Raw genomic sequence first — 18,303 nt, forward strand, 5'->3', positions numbered from 1 at the left:
CTTCCACTTCAACCCACTGACTTTTTAGCAAAGGTTTTCAAATAAAGTGAAGGTGTTCACTACTCTTTATGAAGAGGTGTTGTCACTACACATTGAAAATAAGAGCCTACCTAATTATACAAATCATTGGCTATTTTGATCGTTACGGCTAGTATGAAAGATAAGAAAAAGACACTTTTGCACATGGTTGATTGGAGTGGAGCCAGCGTCACTCCTAGGGGATTAGCGTCACAGATGAGACCCTGGAGCGAACGCTAGTGAGTGAAGCGGCTCATCGGACGCCCCCTGGAAAGGACGCTGGCGGAACGGAAATCAACCCCTCACCCTGCAAAGTTGCTTTTTCTGCCGTTGACACCATCTTTTTTACATATTACATAAATTTTGTTTCAACCCAATTTTTGAATAAGTCAAAATCTGTATAGACGATTTCTTTGTAGCTCATTGCTTGTAAAATTGTATGTTCTATAAATACATTCCGTTCTTTGCCGATAGCTTTTAGAATCTCCTCCTCGCTGTGATAGGTAAAAACAGGAGAATAATCGATATCAGCTCGGGCATGTATTTTAGCAGCAATTTTCCCCATAAGTGATGTTGTAGTAAAGTAATCCTCTATATCCTTATAGTTTTTAGGCTTAATCTTCTTTTTATAAGGAGAACGTTCACGAATATAAAATTCCTGTCCATTCATCGTGATAAAGGCTAAATGGGGGTCCTCTAAATGGTGCATGGCTTTTTGAGTTCCGACTACACGGGCTCCCTGGTGTTCATAGTGATCCCAAAATAGATCCTGATAGGGAAGAAAGTAGGCAGGGATGGCTGTGCGTACTTCTTTCATTTCTAACACTAAATTTTCAACTCCTGATGCACCCTTTTCGTCTTCCACTAAAATATAGTAACGTTTTAAACCGATAGAAGCTGTCCCAGAGCCATACTTATAAGCTATGTCCCTAATTTTATAAGTAGAAAGTGCGTTTGAAATGGCACTGTATTCCTCAGCAGTGACTGGTTGAATTTCTTCATTCCATAAGAAAGCACGTTCGCCATCTTCATTGTGATACGTAATATCTTGTAAGAAGTAAGACCTTTGGCGTTTCTCAAGCTTTTTCAATAACCTCTTTGCGGGTCCCTTTGTATTATCTTTTGTAAAAATGAGTGTTAGAGGATCATCTTGTTTACGCTCAAATCGTTTTAGCTGATCAATATAACTGTTAAGAAAATGTTGAATAGCCGTTTCTTGGGTTACCTTATGTAAGCCTTGTTCCTCTAAATAGAGCGCAATACTAACACTCATTCTAACAATATCGTATAAATAAGAGCCAACATAGCCCTCATCGAAATCATTGACATCAAAAACAATGGAGCCTGCTTCATTTTGAAAAGCACCGAAGTTATCCATATGCATGTCACCTTGAATCCAAGTCGGTTTTCTATCAGGAGTATGGAAGATTGAAGCGGATTTTGTCATATCAAAATAAAAGAGATAGGCACTTCCGCGGAAAAAGCGAAATGGACTTTCAAGCATTTTACGGTATTTCTCCAAGCGCTGTACCTCAGTTAAACGCATTCGTTGAACATCAAACTCTTCAAAGATTGTCTCCAATTGTTCTTGTCTTAAAAAAGTTCTAGTATGTTTTACTTGTTCCAATAAAGCATGCTCCATATCATAATCCCCTTTGTTATTTTAAAATTTATCTGTATATACGGAAATAAATTGAATAAGTTTCGAAGAAATTTAGCAAATGTACTCGATAAAAATGGCTAATCATCTAAGGTTATTTCATAACATGTTCAATAACCTATTTTCATACTATAAGACATGCATAGACACGGAGGGGGGTTGTATGTATTTCTTTACAAAAAGTCTTGTCATTATAATAGGAAGTATTTCATTGTCGTTAGGAATAAACTTATTTTTAACGCCCTATGAAATTTTAGATGGGGGAGTAGTAGGGTTAGCGCTAATATTACATTATTTATATAAGCTCCAAATTGGTTTAATGATTATTATCATTAGTATTCCGATTTTTATTATTGCGTGGTTTAAATATAAAACCTATTTTTACAATAGTATACATGGCTTAATAACGTCTTCCTTCATTATCGATTTTTTAAAGCCTGTCCGCAATCTTGTACAAATTGATGCGCTCTATAGTGCCATTCTTGGAGGAATACTTGTAGGCTTTGGTATTGGTCTAATGCTGCGTTTTCAGACAAGCACAGGGGGGACTGACTTGATAGCACAATTTATCTGTGATAAAACGGGTATCAATGTTGGGGTATTGATATTTTTTATTGATTCCATCGTGATTGTTATAGGCGGATTCCTCCTATCCACCTCGACCTTTCTATTATCTATAATTACAGTGCTAGTTGTGGGGATTACGACAAGCATTATTACTAGTCGAGTTTAATAAACATAAAAAAAGTTCCAGTATAAACTGAAACTATTTGGGGGTCTGATTATCGAGTGCTTTCATTAGCTTCTTTTTTGGATGTGCGGGTTTCACTTCGGCAATTAGTATAGCTAGTAAAATAAGTACGGCACCAACGACCATACGGCTTGTTAGCATTTCATGCAAGAAGATAACGGATAAAACCATGCCGAAAAAAGATTCAGTTGATAGTATAATCGCAGCTTTTGTGGCAGTTGTATATTGATTGGCCACATTCTGGAAAAGATAAGCTATGGTCGTAGAAAAAATCCCTAAATAAACAAGAGAGTAAATTGCCTCTTTTTCAAGTGACGTAGGAATTTCACCTTGGCTAATGACAACTAGAACACCTATAAAGGAAGCTGTGAGAAACTGAATAATAGTTAGAGCAATGGCATCTTCCTTTTGAACAAAAAGGTTAGTACAAAAGATATCAAAGGCAAAAGCAACAGCACAAGCTAATGATAGGGCATCACCTATATTCATTGTCAAGGAGCCTTGTAATGATAAAAAGCCAATGCCCACAATCGCCATTATCGAACCAATGATTTCGTAGCCATCGATACGACGTTTATAAACGGCATATGCTATTAAAGGAACAATAATGACATTTACTGCGGTTAAAAAGGCATTTTTAGAAGGTGTTGTATACTGCAGTCCGACTGTTTGAAGGGCAAACGCTATATACAAAATCGTACCTAATAAAGCTCCCTTCCAAATTACTGATTTCGAAGCCTTTTTTAATCGGGCGCCAAATAAAACGGTTAATATGATTGAAGCTACTAAAAATCTGCCAGCCATTACTTGATAAGCTGTTAAATATTCTAGAGCAATGGCCGTTACAACAAATCCACTGCCCCACACGATTGCAGTAACTAGTAACATGCCATCAGCTATGTAAGTTTTCATGTTTTCTTCCTCCTAACTTCAATAGAATAGCATAAGAGAGAAGAATAGAATTTGATTTTATTTCTAAATATTCAGGCGTTTTTTTGTACTTATTCCAAAGCGATTAGTCATTGTTCATTTTGCTATGTAATAAGTACAATTTAACGGCTGCAGCTAGGCGTTCATAAAAAACATAATCATTATCTATGGGTGCTACTAGCTGACGTATTTTAGCCATACGATAGCGAATTGTATTTGGATGACAGAATTGTGCTACAGCAACTTCCTTAATATTTCCTTTTTTAATGATGTAGGTTATGGCGGTTTCCATTAAGTCTGGATCAGCCTTATCATCAAGTAGAGGTGCTAAAAAGGAGGTAACAAAGTCCATAGCGAATGTTGTATCTTTACGGTATAACTCGATTAATAAACAATCGGACGCGAGATTCTTATAATGACAGCTAGGGAGCGTATCGATTTCAGCAAAAATATTGGCAAAAAAAGCTTCGCGTAATGCCATTGGGAATCCAGTCTGGGTATCATTACAACTGCTATAGCCGAAAGTGATGGTATCAGTGGGTATGGCGTATAATGCTAGCCATTCATGTAAAACCCTTTCAAATTGGAATTGCTGAGATGGATGTGTCATGATGACAAATAGACTTTTTTTATAAGAACAAATCATACCCGATTTTAATAGCGGCTCCAACGAGTTAAAGGGCCGCATCCAGCTCTGGTGGATTTTGTCATCAGCTCGTAAATTTGCTATAAATACATATTTTTCAAAGGGCTTATTGAGCTGTTGTAAAATGGATTTAATTTGCTCCTGTGTCACATCTTCCTCCATTAGCCTTCGTAAAATCGTTTCGATAAAATAGGAATAATCCTGTGTCTTAGCGTAAGCCATTGTTTCTAAAATGATTTTCTCAAAAAACTCATCTCCACCAAAGCGTAATATAGGGAAATTATGCTGCTCTGCATACGACAAAACTTCTTTCGGTAATTCCTTAAAAATAACAGGCTTATAAGCTAAAGCACTCGCCCCAAGCTCAATTAGATTTTTAACAGCATTGAATAAATACTCAGGCTTTTGTTTAGCAAATAATAAACTACTTAACACAACACTGTTGGGGGTAAAGATGGTATCTCTGACATGGTGGATGTCAGGTGAAAATTCAAAGTCTAATATTTCTACATTTTGAACAGCTTTATGTAAGCCGTTGTGACCAGCAATAACAGTGAAGTCTTTTGTAATAGGTAGTTGTAAAAATTTCTCTACATTCATGTGTGGATCATTGCCTTTCCTGTAGTAAGCTTCTTGCTTCTATTATAAAATTACTTGTACATAAAAAACCATTTTTATAAATGCTAGCAGGTTTCTCCCGCAAAAAAATCTGCTCATTCAGCGGTATACCGTGAATTGAGCAGATTTCCAGTGCTTAACGTCTAGATATTAACAAAAATATTTGGTTTTCTAGTTCTCTGTGGATTTTCTTGCTCAACAGCATAGCCTACATTTAAAATGCGTCCTTCTTTAAAGGCTGGTCCAATAATTTGTAGACCTATTGGTAAGTTTCCTTTAAAGCCACAAGGAACTGAGAGGGCAGGTAAGCCTGTTAAGTTACTAGGGCCTGTAAAGCGGATAATATTATCAATTAAATCTACTTTTTGACCGTTTAACTCTGCAAAATCATCCCCAATAGTACTAGCTACAACAGGTAGGGTAGGGGAAATGAGCACATCTACCTTATTAAAAATCTCTGTAAACTCCTGCTTTATTTGACGACGTACCTGCTGAGCCTGCAAGTAATCGACTGCAGAAGGCAATTCACCAAGCTCAAATAGCAGACGAATATCGTCACCAAAGTCTTGTGGTCTCTTTTGTAAATCTGAATGGTGTATAGCTGCTGCCTCTGAAAGAGACGTCACAAGCTCTGCCCATTCTGCATATTGTAGGGAAGGAATACGCACCACTTCCACTTTAGCGCCTTGATCCACTAAGCTTTGAATACTTGCTCTAACAGCCTTCTCTACATCAATATCAACATTATTAAAGAAGTACTCTTCATTGATACCAATCACTAGATCCTTGATATTGCCAGTAAGCTGCTTCTCATAGTTGTCTATTGGAATATCAATGCAGGTAGGGTCTCGATGATCAAAACCAGCGATAACTTCGAGCAAGCCCGCTGCATCCTTAACGGTCTTTGTCATCGGGCCAATATGGTCTAAGCTCCATGCTAGCGGGTAGCAGCCGTATTTACTTACACGACCGTGTGTAGGTTTTAAACCTACAATGCCGCAAGCAGAGGATGGAATTCGAATAGAGCCTGCTGTATCTGTCCCTAGTGAAGCAACACTTGCTCCAGCTGCAACAGCCGCACCAGAGCCTCCACTTGAACCACCAGGAATTTTATCTAAATCCCATGGGTTACGGACAGGGCCGTAATGAGGGTTGTTATTGGTAATTCCCCAAGCATATTCATGCATGTTTAATTTTCCAGTGAAAATAACACCAGCGTCACGAAGCTTTTCAACTACTGTCGCATCATAATCAGAAACGAAGTCCTTATGAATTTTTGAGGACATCGTTGTTATTTTATCTTTAAAATACAAGTTGTCCTTTAAGGCCATAGGTATTCCATGATACATACCCTTATAATGGCCTTGGAGAATCTCCTGTTCAACTTCTTTTGCCCTTGCTAAAGCTTCTTCCCGATAAAAAGCCATATAGGAATTGATTTTAGGCTGACTTTCCTCAGCAAAATCTAAAATAGCCTTCGTTAATTCCACGGGAGATAGCGTCTTTGATGCAAGTAAAGGTGCCAATTCTTCAACAGATTTTAAATGTAAATCAGTTGTCAATGTGATCACCTCCAGGAATACTACGTACAGCGATGTCCGCATCATCAATCGCAATACCTTCTAAATTGCTGCGAAGTGACTGCATACCTTCCCAGCGTGTTTTTAATAGTTCAAGGTGTTCAGGTTTCGGTGTAATTCCTTTGTTCTCCAATAACTGTTGAATAGACAAGCTCATTAACAGGATCCTCCCTTGAATAATTTTTATCTAAATAGGTTTCCCTATTAAGACCGATACAGTAAAAACACAAAAAAATATAATAGGTAATATAAACCTATTATTACAATCATACACTAATATTATTTTATATCAAATAAATTATTTGTAATTGTCTTAATATTAAGAAATATTAACTAGGAAAGAGTTTTGTTAAAACCTATTGCTATAACTGGCTCTTTTTACATTCGATTCACAGTCTATTTACAATCAAAGCGTACAATGAACCATAATAACCAAATTGAAGAGGTGCAAGAATGGAGTCTGCAGTGGGACAAAGTATAAAAACAAGTAATATATTTTCTTTTTTTAAATATTTATATGGGCAGCATCAAAGCAGTTCGTTATATATGAAACGTTTAAAGGCATTGAAACAAATTATTCAGCATAACGATTTACATACATACTTTCAACCTATTGTAGATTTACAGTCAAAGCAAACAATAGGATTTGAAGCATTAAATCGACCATTACCCTCAACATTATTTAACAGTGTGGATCAGTTTTATGAGTTTGTAGGACAAACAGATTGTGTTTTTTTATTTGAATGTTTTTGTAGAAATCTTTCCTTGCAACGTTTCAAGGAACGTTTACACAAAGACTTGGTGAATAAAAACTTTTTAGTGTTCCTTAATATACATCCGAATGTTTTATTAGATAAAAAATATCACAGTGGCGAAACGTTACAATTATTGAAGGAGCTTGGTATTAAGCCTCAGCAAGTGGTTTTTGAACTGACTGAGCGGAGTGCGGTAATAGATTTTATGGAGTTTGAACGTGTATTATCGCATTATCGATCACAGGGCTATCGCATTGCCGTAGATGATGTGGGATCGGGCTATAATAGTTTAAAAACGCTCATCTATTTAAAGCCAGAATTTATTAAGCTAGACCGTTCATTAATTCAATTCATAGACCAAAATAATGAGCAACAGCAGCTCGTCACATTGTTAATGAAATATGCAGAACAAGCCAATACTAAAATCATCGCTGAAGGGATTGAACGACAAGAGGAGCTTGATTATCTCTATCGTATTGGCATTCATTATGCACAGGGATATGCGATAGGAAAGCCTGCAAAGGAAATATATATGGGGAAAATAAGGGTGGGTGACCATGAAGATAGGGGAAGTCATTGAGAAAGTTCCATGTATTGATGAATTTGTGAAAAACAAAGAAGTAGATGTACTTTTTACAAGTAATCCATCGTTGCGTAGCGTTGTTGTTGTGCGTGATGAAAAACCAATTGGACATATTACACGCACACATTTCTATCAAAAAATCGGTACTCGGTATGGCTATCATTTATTAATGGAACGTCAAAATCAGCTGATGATCAAGAAAAACCCTTTAATCGTTGATCGTAATACACCGATCACAGAGGTTAGTACATTAGCTATGGCTAGACCTCCTGAGGATTTATATGATGATGTCATCGTCACGAAAAACAATCTTTATTATGGCATGGTTAGTATTCGAGAGTTATTGTTAAAGCTTGTTGATACACAAGTAGCCATTGCAAGCTTCCTGAATCCATTAAGTAGTCTTCCAGGCAATAAATTAATCGATGAAAAATTAGAAGAAGCATTACAGCTATCGCAATATAGTTTAATCTATTTTGATTTAGATCACTTTAAATCCTACAATGACACATATGGCTTTAATAAAGGCGATAAAATTTTACGGTATTTAACAGAAATACTAAAAAGACATATCTGCGGCGTAGAGGATTTTTTAGGACATATTGGTGGAGATGATTTTGTAGCCATTCTACCTTATTACGAGGTAGAAAAGATGTGTCAAAAAATTATTGATGACTTTGATGCCAACATACTTAGTTTTTATGAGTTGGAGGATTTAGCATATGTTCAGGTAGCTAATAGATCTGGAGAACTGGAGCCTTTAACATGTACATCTTTATCTATTGCCGTTATTACGAATGAATATCAGTATTTTGACTCTGTGGAACAATTATCCAATGCGGTAACACATGTGAAAAAACAGTGTAAAAAAATCGCTGGTAGTTGTTACCTCATTAATAAACAACAAAATTATTTTGTTCATTAGCAAACTATGTTAGATTTGTGGAACTGATATGTAAAATATATGAAAATTTAAATAAAATTGATATATATTTTGGTTACAGGAGGTTTAGATGAATTCAAGAAGACTGCACATTTGGCAACCCGTCACTTGCTTAGAAAGAGCCCAAATCGTTAATGCCACATTGAATTATACAGATCGAGGGCTCTGCTTAACATTAATAGATCGAAACAATACAGAAGTTGATATTATCTATGATAAGATGTCTCCTATTCACGATTATGTTTGGTCTTTTCGCTATACTGGAGAAATCCCACGATCTGATTTAGTAGACATGGTCACTGAGGCCATGACCCAAGAACAATCTAAAAATTCTTCAGCAGAATGGTTTTATAAAATGAGCAATTCAGATTATATAGAATGGTTTGATCAACTCCCGTGGATTGGAAGCAAAGAAATTCCTACCGTAGAACATCATATCTACTGCTATAATGACGGTGTGTTTGACATCATTAGTGACTACGAACCAAGATTTGTAATTAGAAAATAATACTTAAAAGGCTGCCCCTGCACTGTTAAAAACTAACAGTATAGGGGCAGTTACCATTTGTCACCAAATGTAGTGGCATTGATTAAACTAGCTATACATTTACAAACATTTTTTAAGATCTTTTCCATGATTAATCCATTGCCAGAGGATGATTGTTACGCCATTTTTCGGGGTATAATCCTTAGCAAGAAAGCATTTTGTTATAGGAATTTATTAATCTTAATAAAACATACTTGAATTATAGGGATTATGGGTATATAATTCGATTACATTATTATAAAACATCTTAGGAGGCATTCCATTGTCTAATTTACAAATCATTCTTAACGTAGCAGTGTTACTTGTGTTCGTTGGAATTTTATATGTTATGAATAAAAAGCACGTGAAGTTTTCTAATCGTGTTTTTGCCGGTTTAGGCTTAGGGATTGTACTTGGTCTTGGACTTCATTTTATTTATGGTCTCGATTCTGAAGTATTAGCCAAAACAACATCTTGGTACAATATTATCGGTACTGGGTATGTGAAACTGCTGCAAATGGTAGCAATGCCATTAGTATTTATCTCCATTTTAATTGCATTTACTAAAATGAAGATTGGTAAAAATTTCGGAAAAATGGCAGCACTTATTTTAGCCATTTTAATCGGTACAACAGCCGTTTCGGCAGCTGTAGGTATTCTTTCTGCAACAGTCTTTGATTTAGATGCAACACAAATTTTACAAGGTGATGCTGAAACTGCACGTGGCCAATACCTTGAAGAAAAAACAACGGGCTTAGCAGCTCCTGATTTACCAACACAAATTATTGAGTTATTCCCAGCAAATCCGTTCCTTGATTTAACTGGTGCTCGTTCTACTTCAACGATTGCGGTTGTAATTTTCTCAGCATTCCTAGGTTTTGCTTATTTACGTGTGGCACGTAAGGATGAGGGAACTGCAGCTACAATTAAAAAAGGCTTAGATGCCATCTATGCCCTTGTAATGGGTGTTGTAACAATTGTATTACGCTTAACGCCATACGGAATTCTAGCGATTATGGCTCGTACTGTCGCAACATCTGATTTTGGAGCGATCTACAATTTAGGTAAGTTTGTCATTGCTTCTTATGTAGCGCTATTTATTGTTTTAATCGTACACTTATTAATCATTACATTAAGTGGTTTAAATCCATTTACGTATTTGAAAAAATCGGCAGAAACATTATTATTCGCCTTTACATCACGTTCTAGTGCCGGTACTTTACCGATGAATATTAAAACGCAAACAGGTCGCCTTGGGGTATCTGAGGGGATTGCAAACTTCTCAGGCTCATTCGGATTATCAATCGGGCAAAATGGTTGTGCAGGTGTGTATCCTGCGATGTTAGCCATTATGATTGCACCAACAGTCGGCATTAATCCACTTGACCTTGTGTTTATTATTACAGTTATCGCAGTAGTAGCGGTTAGCTCGTTTGGTGTAGCAGGTGTTGGGGGTGGTGCAACATTTGCAGCTATCCTTGTATTATCAGCACTTGATTTACCAATTGCTCTAGCAGGTGTATTAATCTCTGTTGAGCCTTTAATTGATATGGGTCGTACAGCGTTAAATGTAAGTGGTTCAATGACTGCTGGTGTTACAACAGCGCGTATTACTAAAGAATTAGATACAGAAATGTATAATAATAAAGAATTAGGTGCTCAAGTAGCAGACCTATAAGATCGAAGAAGCCCCGTTAAAATTTTAACGGGGCTTCAGCTTTATACGATTTTCACATAAAAATCCTTACCATTGATTAATTCAGATATCTCAATATTATAATTTTGTTTATAGTAATCATAAATATTGTAGGCTAAACCGGAGTGTCCATTCAAATAGGTTCCCTTTTTAATTTCTTTACGTGGATTATGGAAATCAAAATATAAGCGTGAATCATGACTCATTGAATTTAAAATAGCAAGAAATTCTTGTTCTTCAATATGAATTCCCCGTGTATACCGACATTCTCTACGATACGTATCATGTGACACATTTACGGGAGAAGCTTCAAGAATCATTTCAATATGTTTATTCAAATGATGACAGCTCCTTTCAAATTATAGGTAAAAACCATAAGAACAATCAGCTTTTATTACTTCTAGTATATAATTGTCAGAAAATTATATCAATATTTTTCTACCAGTTTTGCTGTTGAATTTCTTCAGCTATTAGTTGTAAGTCATAGGCAGTTACTGTTAAAAGATTATAATCATGGGACTCCATATATTTTTCTGCAAGTCGTTTGATATATTTCGGTGAACCTTCATTTTCTTCATCATAAACTAATAAGAGTCCATCTGTATTTTGGATAATAAATTTGTCCTTCTCAATAAATTGCCAAGGAGCTTCATACGGTTTTTTGGTCACGCTTGTGACAAAATCAGCTTGGGCAATTAATGCCTGATACTTTTCTTTTTTATGATCTTGCCAATTTTTCTCTTGCTCTAAAAAGGGTGTAATCACGGCGTATTTTAAATGAGGAAATTCTTTTTTTAACATTAAAATGACTTCAGTACTCCAAGTTTCTACGCCCTGCTGACCGCTGATAATAACCCATTCGAGTCCTTCATCAAGCAGTGTACGTAGGCGAGCTTCCAGTGCTTTCTTTATGATGACAATACCGGGATGTTTATCATTAAAGATACCAAGCTCATGTGGTTTATAGCCAGTAATCATAATACGCTGTAACACCAAAATACCCCCTAAGCTGTATAGTTGTAATACTAGTATACAGCAAGGGGGCAAATGAAATCGATGTTGTCTATGAAAAGGCAAATAGTGTTAAAATTACTGCTACAGCTGCACAAATGCCTAAAAACCACCATGAGTCTGTAAAGTCTTCTTTTGTGTCACTATTCATAAAAAATATTCCTTTCTAATTTGCTTGTTTGAGGGGTGTTACTTTACTTGCCCAGTCCAAGACCAATTTGTCCATATTCGTAAGATTGTTTCAAAGGGACCACGTTTAAATTTCTTTAAATAGGCAAGGCTGAAAACACATTGCAAGCTATAAACAATGATTCCAAAAAGGATTCCGCCAAAGACTCCTAATTTGCCATATAAGCCAAGGCCATAGCCATAAAAAACAGTTGTACAAATGATGGTTTGTAGTAAATAATTGGTTAGTGATAGTTTGCCAACGCTCTCAAATGCAGGAGCTAGTAGTTGAACTGGACGGGTGTTATAAATGTATGCTGCGAGGCAAACATAGCCAATCGCTAATAACTGGGAGCCGCCCATTAATAAGATAGAAGAAAATGCACTTTTACTTTCTATAAAACTTACACTTTTACATACGAGTCCTATGGGTACAAGAAGAGCACCTAGCTTATACCATTTCATTTCCTTGTTCATCTCCACGAAGGCTTGCTTTTTAGCGAGCGCCATCCCAAACAGGAATAGTGGTGCGTAGAACATAGGTGCAAAAATTAATATAATGAAAATAAATGAAGAATCCTCCATTCCTGGTACTTCAGCATTAGCTCTAAAATCAAAAATTTCTAAGTAGCTTCCGTTAGCGTAAACATCATCCGCTTGCTCGATGTATGTCTCTATCTCTTTTTGTTCTTTTTTAGATGTTTCCATAGAGCCGTATGTTAACGCCGTAGTTAATACAAATAGGATGCCAGCCCAAATAAATAAAGTTTTTGGTTTACGATTAATAAATGGGATTAAAAATAACATCATACAGCCATAAGAAAATAGAATATCGCCTTCCCACAATAAAATAGAATGTAATAAGCCAAGGGCAATTAATCCTGTTGCACGACGTAAAATAGACCAGCGGCTTTTATTCTTTTTTCTGCGGATGGATTCAATTAATTTAATAAGTGAGAAGCCGAATAAAATAGTGAAGATGGGCATAAATGAGCCTTCAATCACAACTTTTACAAAATATAAAGCCCCGTTATCTAAGGTAGAAAGATTTTTTAATTCATCTTTGCCATACATCCCGAATTGGAAGATTAGCAAATTTGCCATTAAGATGCCAAATAAACTAAATCCACGCATTGTATCAATGAAAGTAACACGATTAGTTGTCATTGCGTTTTATCTCCTTAATTGGTTATCTTATACATATAATAAATAGGGAAGCTTATGGTGAAATAATGACTACCTTAAAGTAATCTTAAAAGTAGGTGAGGAAATGCAGGAAGCATCAATTTTAGTGTTAGAGGATGAACGTGCCATTGCTGAAATGATTGAAATCATTTTAAGAAAAGAAGGAATTAACAATATTACCTTATGTAATACAATTGAAGAAGCAAAAGAAGAAATGAATACTAAAACATTTGACTTTTATCTATTAGATATCATGCTACCAGATGGAAGTGGGCTGGATATGGCGAATAGTATTCGAGAAAAAAGTGATGCCCCTATTTTTTATTTAACCGCAAAAAGTAGTGATGCAGATAAGCTTCGTGGTTTTATGAATGGTGCAGATGATTATATTACAAAACCGTTTAACCCCTTAGAGCTTGTAGCAAGAGTAAAAGTGCAGCTAGTCCGTTATATGAAGAAAAAAAGTGTACCAGAAAATCACATATTTACTTGCAGACGTTTTACATTTGACAGTGATGCAGCAGAAATCGAGGTAGATGGTGTAAAGGAAATAATCAGTGGTCGGTTGTTTCATTTATTAAAATATTTATGTGACAATGCAGGGCAAGTGTTATCAAAAGAGCAAATATACGAACGTGTATGGGGTGATTGCTTATTTGATGATAATACAGTGATGGTACATATAAGAAAGCTGCGAGAAAAAATAGAAAAAAATCCTGGAAAGCCGACATGCATTATTACTGTCAGAGGCATTGGCTATAAGCTTGTTGGGGACATTTCTTCATGAAGCCAGCTGGAAAATTAACACTCCGTTTTGTTTCGTATTTCATCATATTCTATCTATTGATCATTTCAGGTTTTATTATAAGCTTGGTGTTTTTTGCCATTTTTATCAATGACCGTGTTGGTGACAACATTCATGTGATGAGCTCCTTTGAAATCGAAGATGATGCAGTTGTAGAGAAAGGAAAGACAGTTAAAATTGCTGATTATTTAGTGAAGAGAGCTGAAGAAAATGTTGGACAGCTGTATTTATTTGATCCAACCATGACGATTGTTGATTATACAGGAGATACCTGTGGCCTATGTGGAAAGTCAGATAGTGAAATATTGGCATTGCAGCAACCAGGCATGCATACATGGGAATTGCCGAATTACTACTTATTATTTCTTCCGACTACTCCTGTGCAACCACTTTTTGAGGAGGCACTTGAAAACTGGACAGCAACAGGGGACATTTCAGCTGTAACACGGCAACGTCTAAAAGAAAATAAAGCTAGTGTTGAAATTTATGACGAGCAATGGAATCGGATTGAGGTCATAGGCGAACGTTATGAGAAGCTAAATAAGCCACAATTACTAGAGGAAAAATACGATATTTTCGAGCATGCGGAGTTAAAGCAAAGTACAACATTAGCCAACGATAGGACATTTGTTGTAAGAATGCCTAATCCATCGTATAAGCCATTTGAAGAGCCTTTTAATAAGGCAATGGTACTGTTTGTTTCTATCTTCTTTGGGGGACATGTTATTTTGCTGTTGGGTGTTATTTTCTTATCTATTAGTATTTCACGTCAATTCGTGCGACCACTTGTCTATGTGATATCGCGCATTGAGCGACTTACCCAATTCGATTACAGAGAGATTAGTGACAAAAAAATCCATCATAAAAAGACAGGGAAGTTGAAAAGAAAATTTAAACTGTTCCAACCTGTAGAAGAGTCACTCAATCACTTATCGGAGCGACTTGATTCAAATGAAAGGCAAATCAAGCATGCAGAGCAATTACGGGAGGAGTGGATAACAGGTTTATCGCATGATTTAAAGACCCCGTTAAGCTCAATTTACGGCTATTCAACGATGCTGGCATCGGAGGATTATGAGTGGACAAAGGAAGAGATGCGTATTTTTGCAACAACCATGCAGGAAAAGGCAACCTATATGGACGCACTGATTCAGGATTTGACGTATACGTATCAATTAAAAAATAAAGCCATACAGCTAGATAAAGTGGTACTGCCGCTAGCAACATGGCTACCACAATTTGCAGACGAACAGGTGTGTGTGAAGGTGTATGGTGATGTGTTGTTACAAGCAGATGAGCTTTTACTCAAGCGAATAATGGATAATTTAATTACTAACGCGAAAAAATATACACCTGAAGGAACGAAGGTAATTGTGGAAGCACAACATACTGGTAAAGAAGTGATGCTTACCATTGCTGATCAAGGACCAGGTATTCCTCAGGAGGAGCTCGATAATCTATTCGAACGCTATTATCGAGGTACGAATACAACAGACGATATTACAGGAACAGGGCTAGGACTAGCCATTACGAAGCAGCTCATTGATTTACACAATGGCACAATTAGTGTTCGTTCAGGTCAAAATGGGACAATCTTTGTGCTAAAATTTCAATGTCATTAAGGTGAATCACTGTGTTTTCTTAATACTAGACAAAAGTCTGTCATAGAACTTAATTTCATTCAACAGAGTAAAGAGGTATCAAAGTATTCATTTGATACCTCGTTTTTTATTTATTTTTCGTACAGCGTTCAGCGGGCTGTTCAATTTTTACGTAACGCCATAAGTTATTGGCGATGTCACGGGCTTCTGCGATATGTTCAGTGCCGACGAAAGCCTTACGAAAAGGTGTTAGAAGTGATTCGATGATAAAAAGCTTTGGTTTTTCTTTCTGCAATTCTTCTAATAAGAATTGTGCATACTCCAAACCTTCCATTGTTTCATTATTTGATAATCCCTTTGTAAATCCTTGTAGTTGTTCAATAACCATTTCTTTTGTAACGGTTTTATAGTTCACGACATTTTGAATGGTATTAATCATTTCAACACTTACGATAATCTCTTTCGACTCAAGCATAGTGGGTATAATTACGCTAATATTGCGCAATGCTACACGTACAATAGCTTCTCGATTGATATATTTATAATCGGCAATAAAGACAGCGCGTAGAGTGAGGTTAATCATTCCAAGTGTTTGAACTGCACATTCATAGCTAATAGGGCTAATCTCTTCTCCAAAGACTTGTACTAGACGATTGGCGAGCCATTCTAGTTCTTGTAAATGGTAATTAATAATAATTTTTTTTAGTTCTTTATCTCTTGATTGGAAGATGGATTCGAATATCTGTACTAAATTATGTTCACGATTGACATACATGAGAACAGCGACTTGCTGCGTCAATACCTCTAAATCTGTAGGGTCTTTGCCATAAATGAGCTCATGGCGACGATTACTAGCTTCTTCACGACCTTCATCTAAAATGGCGATTAAGCATTCATTTTTCGAAGTAAAATGATTATAAAATGTACCTTTAGAGATTTTAGCTGCATTGATGATGTCATTAATCGATGTATCTAGAAAGCCTTTTTCAATAAAAAGTTCACGTGCTGCTGTTATAATTTGTCTTTTTCTTTTGTTCATAACCTCACCTTTTTTATAATATTATACTCTTATTCTACACTTGAAACGCTTATATATCAACGTTTATAAAAAATATAAACTTATTTGTTGAAAAAAGTAGACTACGAGTATAAAATAAGTTTTATCGTAAAACACAAGAAAGAATTGAGGGATATAAATGAATAGTGAGCAAACAATGAAAAAGCCCCCTTATGGCATGATAGCTATTCTATTTGTGGGTGCTTTTGTTGCTTTTCTAAATAACACATTGTTGAATGTAGCATTACCAACAATCATGAAAGATTTTGGGATCACCTATTCAAAAGTACAATGGTTAGCAACAGGGTATATGCTTGTGAGCGGTATTTTAGTGCCTGCTTCAGCATTTTTTGTGACACGCTTTAAAAATAGGCATTTATTTATTACAGCGATGTCTATCTTTACAATTGGTACAATTATGGCAGGTTTCGCTCCTAATTTTGGCGTGCTGTTAGCAGGTCGTATGGTGCAAGCAGCAGGAGCTTCTAGTATGTCACCACTTTTAATGAACGTTATGCTAACAAGTTTCCCGAAAGAAAAGCGTGGAGCAGCAATGGGGATCTTTGGTTTAGTTATGATTATGGCGCCAGCAATTGGTCCTACATTATCAGGGTATATTGTGGAACATCATGATTGGCGTATGCTTTTCCAAATGATTATTCCATTTGCTTTAATTAGTTTATTATTTGGCGTTTGGAAACTAAGAAACGTGATGGAGACACGTGAAGTTCACTTAGATTTCCTTTCAGTACTTTTATCAACAGTTGCATTTGGTGGTATTTTATACGGCTTTAGTACAGCAGGGGATAAAGGTTGGTCAAGTCCGTGGGTATATGGCACGATTACAATCGGTTTCATTGCTTTAATTATTTTCGTTGTTAAACAGCTGAAAATGGATGAGCCATTATTGGAATTACGTATATATAAATACCCAATGTTTGCTTTAGGGTCAGTTATCTCAGTTATTGTCTCTATGGCAATGTTCTCAGGGATGATTTTAACACCAGCATATGTACAGTCTATTCGTGGTATCGAACCATTTGAAGCAGGCTTGATGATGCTTCCAGGGGCACTTGTCATGGGGATTATGTCACCAATCACTGGTAAGCTTTTCGATAAATTTGGTCCACGTGTGTTGGCCATTATTGGATTAACGATTACAACAATCGCAACATTCGGTTTAACAAAGCTAGAAATTGATTCAAGCTACACATTTATCGTATCGATGTACACAATCCGTATGTTCGGTATGTCTATGGTCATGATGCCTATTATGACAAACGGTTTAAACCAACTACCACAAATGATGAATCCACATGGTACAGCTATTAACAACACATTACAGCAGGTATCAGGAGCAATTGGTAGTGCAATTTTAGTTACATTCATGAATAATCGTACAAAAGCCAAAGCTGAGGAATTAATTGTCGAGGCAAAAGCAAATGCGGCACAAGCAGGTGCAGCACCTACAGCAGAGCAAATGCAACAAATGCAAGATCAAATTATGCAAACGGCCTTATTAGATGGTATTACACACTCATTCTTAATTGCCGCTGGTATAACAGTAATTGCAGTCGTGCTTGCATTCTTCTTAAAACGCGTAAAAATTGAAAGCGCAGCAGCGTCAATGGATTTAAAAAAACCAACTAAATAAACAAGTATCCCTAGCCAGTAAGTAAACATTTACTAGCTAGGGATTTTTTTTTTGAGCCCGAATGAAAAAAAATTTTAGGATTGGTGTTATTTTTCATCATTTTATTTTATATGATA

The 18,303-nt window shown here is 36.2% G+C and carries 17 protein-coding genes; 8 read left to right on the plus strand and 9 right to left on the minus strand.

Annotated features, from left to right (window positions below; translation table 11 throughout):
• Positions 1 to 370: 370 nt before the first annotated feature.
• Positions 371 to 1,660, minus strand: a complete 1,290-nt coding sequence (locus tag HCH28_RS23610; RefSeq protein ID WP_221683360.1) for a DUF2252 domain-containing protein — start codon at positions 1,658 to 1,660, stop codon at positions 371 to 373.
• Between the two features lie 181 nt (positions 1,661 to 1,841).
• On the opposite strand from HCH28_RS23610, the gene HCH28_RS23615 reads away from it, so the two are divergent.
• On the plus strand, positions 1,842 to 2,411 hold the full coding sequence (locus HCH28_RS23615) for a YitT family protein (RefSeq protein WP_221683361.1): 570 nt from the start codon (positions 1,842 to 1,844) through the stop codon (positions 2,409 to 2,411).
• Positions 2,412 to 2,444: 33 nt separating this feature from the next.
• Here HCH28_RS23615 and HCH28_RS23620 read toward each other — a convergent pair whose 3' ends face one another.
• The 4 genes from HCH28_RS23620 to HCH28_RS23635 form a co-directional block, all read right to left on the minus strand.
• Positions 2,445 to 3,341, minus strand: coding sequence for a DMT family transporter (locus HCH28_RS23620; RefSeq protein ID WP_221683362.1), 897 nt, complete (start codon positions 3,339 to 3,341; stop codon positions 2,445 to 2,447).
• A gap of 103 nt (positions 3,342 to 3,444) precedes the next feature.
• On the minus strand, positions 3,445 to 4,605 hold the full coding sequence (locus HCH28_RS23625) for a PucR family transcriptional regulator (RefSeq protein ID WP_221683363.1): 1,161 nt from the start codon (positions 4,603 to 4,605) through the stop codon (positions 3,445 to 3,447).
• A 161-nt stretch (positions 4,606 to 4,766) separates the two neighbouring features.
• Positions 4,767 to 6,185, minus strand: a complete 1,419-nt coding sequence (locus HCH28_RS23630) for an amidase (RefSeq protein ID WP_221683364.1) — start codon at positions 6,183 to 6,185, stop codon at positions 4,767 to 4,769.
• Entirely contained in the window at positions 6,175 to 6,360 is a 186-nt protein-coding gene (locus HCH28_RS23635) for a hypothetical protein (RefSeq protein ID WP_009373346.1), read from the minus strand. Before HCH28_RS23635 ends, HCH28_RS23630 begins: the two co-directional genes overlap by 11 nt.
• A gap of 296 nt (positions 6,361 to 6,656) precedes the next feature.
• Here HCH28_RS23635 and HCH28_RS23640 point away from each other — a divergent pair, with 296 nt between their 5' ends.
• The 4 genes from HCH28_RS23640 (at position 6,657) to HCH28_RS23655 (ending at position 10,688) form a co-directional block, all read left to right on the plus strand.
• Complete coding sequence (locus HCH28_RS23640) at positions 6,657 to 7,538, plus strand: EAL domain-containing protein (protein WP_221683365.1); 882 nt, start codon at positions 6,657 to 6,659, stop codon at positions 7,536 to 7,538.
• On the plus strand, positions 7,516 to 8,466 hold the full coding sequence (locus HCH28_RS23645) for a GGDEF domain-containing protein (protein WP_221683366.1): 951 nt from the start codon (positions 7,516 to 7,518) through the stop codon (positions 8,464 to 8,466). The genes HCH28_RS23640 and HCH28_RS23645 overlap by 23 nt, the downstream gene beginning before the upstream one ends.
• A gap of 88 nt (positions 8,467 to 8,554) precedes the next feature.
• Positions 8,555 to 8,992 (plus strand): hypothetical protein, encoded by a 438-nt coding sequence (locus HCH28_RS23650; protein WP_221683367.1) that lies wholly within the window; start codon positions 8,555 to 8,557, stop codon positions 8,990 to 8,992.
• A 301-nt stretch (positions 8,993 to 9,293) separates the two neighbouring features.
• A complete protein-coding gene (locus HCH28_RS23655) occupies positions 9,294 to 10,688 on the plus strand; it encodes an L-cystine transporter (protein ID WP_221683368.1) in 1,395 nt (464 codons plus the stop codon).
• Positions 10,689 to 10,729: 41 nt separating this feature from the next.
• Here HCH28_RS23655 and HCH28_RS23660 read toward each other — a convergent pair whose 3' ends face one another.
• The 3 genes from HCH28_RS23660 to HCH28_RS23670 all read right to left on the minus strand — a co-directional run bounded on the left by HCH28_RS23660 (position 10,730) and on the right by HCH28_RS23670 (position 13,052).
• Positions 10,730 to 11,044: a hypothetical protein gene (locus tag HCH28_RS23660; protein WP_004227712.1), complete on the minus strand. Its 315-nt coding sequence runs from the start codon at positions 11,042 to 11,044 to the stop codon at positions 10,730 to 10,732.
• Positions 11,045 to 11,144: 100 nt separating this feature from the next.
• Positions 11,145 to 11,699 carry an SLOG family protein gene (locus HCH28_RS23665; RefSeq protein ID WP_221683369.1) on the minus strand — a complete coding sequence of 185 codons (555 nt, stop codon included), beginning with the start codon at positions 11,697 to 11,699 and terminating at the stop codon, positions 11,145 to 11,147.
• A 207-nt stretch (positions 11,700 to 11,906) separates the two neighbouring features.
• On the minus strand, positions 11,907 to 13,052 hold the full coding sequence (locus HCH28_RS23670) for a DUF418 domain-containing protein (RefSeq protein ID WP_221683370.1): 1,146 nt from the start codon (positions 13,050 to 13,052) through the stop codon (positions 11,907 to 11,909).
• Positions 13,053 to 13,155: 103 nt separating this feature from the next.
• On the opposite strand from HCH28_RS23670, the gene HCH28_RS23675 reads away from it, so the two are divergent.
• Both HCH28_RS23675 and HCH28_RS23680 read left to right on the plus strand, forming a co-directional pair.
• Positions 13,156 to 13,857 carry a response regulator transcription factor gene (locus HCH28_RS23675; RefSeq protein ID WP_221683371.1) on the plus strand — a complete coding sequence of 234 codons (702 nt, stop codon included), beginning with the start codon at positions 13,156 to 13,158 and terminating at the stop codon, positions 13,855 to 13,857.
• Positions 13,854 to 15,497, plus strand: coding sequence for a sensor histidine kinase (locus HCH28_RS23680; protein WP_202342935.1), 1,644 nt, complete (start codon positions 13,854 to 13,856; stop codon positions 15,495 to 15,497). The genes HCH28_RS23675 and HCH28_RS23680 overlap by 4 nt, the downstream gene beginning before the upstream one ends.
• Before the next feature lie 106 nt (positions 15,498 to 15,603).
• Here HCH28_RS23680 and HCH28_RS23685 read toward each other — a convergent pair whose 3' ends face one another.
• The gene (locus HCH28_RS23685; RefSeq protein WP_009373341.1) at positions 15,604 to 16,515 is read right to left on the minus strand and encodes a TetR/AcrR family transcriptional regulator; all 912 of its coding nucleotides are present in this window, start codon (positions 16,513 to 16,515) and stop codon (positions 15,604 to 15,606) included.
• A 157-nt stretch (positions 16,516 to 16,672) separates the two neighbouring features.
• On the opposite strand from HCH28_RS23685, the gene HCH28_RS23690 reads away from it, so the two are divergent.
• Positions 16,673 to 18,187 (plus strand): DHA2 family efflux MFS transporter permease subunit, encoded by a 1,515-nt coding sequence (locus HCH28_RS23690; RefSeq protein WP_221683372.1) that lies wholly within the window; start codon positions 16,673 to 16,675, stop codon positions 18,185 to 18,187.
• Positions 18,188 to 18,303 lie beyond the last annotated feature (116 nt).

Source organism: Lysinibacillus sp. K60 (assembly GCF_019731275.1).
GTDB lineage: Bacteria > Bacillota > Bacilli > Bacillales_A > Planococcaceae > Lysinibacillus > Lysinibacillus capsici.

Bases quoted from the DNA above. Each gene is read 5' to 3' on its own strand.
- HCH28_RS23610 (WP_221683360.1), bottom strand. From the start codon at position 1,660: ATGGAGCATGCTTTATTGGAACAAGTAAAACATACTAGAACTTTTTTA.
- HCH28_RS23615 (WP_221683361.1), top strand. From the start codon at position 1,842: ATGTATTTCTTTACAAAAAGTCTTGTCATTATAATAGGAAGTATTTCA.
- HCH28_RS23620 (WP_221683362.1), bottom strand. From the start codon at position 3,341: ATGAAAACTTACATAGCTGATGGCATGTTACTAGTTACTGCAATCGTG.
- HCH28_RS23625 (WP_221683363.1), bottom strand. From the start codon at position 4,605: ATGAATGTAGAGAAATTTTTACAACTACCTATTACAAAAGACTTCACT.
- HCH28_RS23635 (WP_009373346.1), bottom strand. From the start codon at position 6,360: ATGAGCTTGTCTATTCAACAGTTATTGGAGAACAAAGGAATTACACCG.
- HCH28_RS23640 (WP_221683365.1), top strand. From the start codon at position 6,657: ATGGAGTCTGCAGTGGGACAAAGTATAAAAACAAGTAATATATTTTCT.
- HCH28_RS23645 (WP_221683366.1), top strand. From the start codon at position 7,516: ATGAAGATAGGGGAAGTCATTGAGAAAGTTCCATGTATTGATGAATTT.
- HCH28_RS23650 (WP_221683367.1), top strand. From the start codon at position 8,555: ATGAATTCAAGAAGACTGCACATTTGGCAACCCGTCACTTGCTTAGAA.
- HCH28_RS23670 (WP_221683370.1), bottom strand. From the start codon at position 13,052: ATGACAACTAATCGTGTTACTTTCATTGATACAATGCGTGGATTTAGT.
- HCH28_RS23675 (WP_221683371.1), top strand. From the start codon at position 13,156: ATGCAGGAAGCATCAATTTTAGTGTTAGAGGATGAACGTGCCATTGCT.
- HCH28_RS23680 (WP_202342935.1), top strand. From the start codon at position 13,854: ATGAAGCCAGCTGGAAAATTAACACTCCGTTTTGTTTCGTATTTCATC.
- HCH28_RS23685 (WP_009373341.1), bottom strand. From the start codon at position 16,515: ATGAACAAAAGAAAAAGACAAATTATAACAGCAGCACGTGAACTTTTT.
- HCH28_RS23690 (WP_221683372.1), top strand. From the start codon at position 16,673: ATGAATAGTGAGCAAACAATGAAAAAGCCCCCTTATGGCATGATAGCT.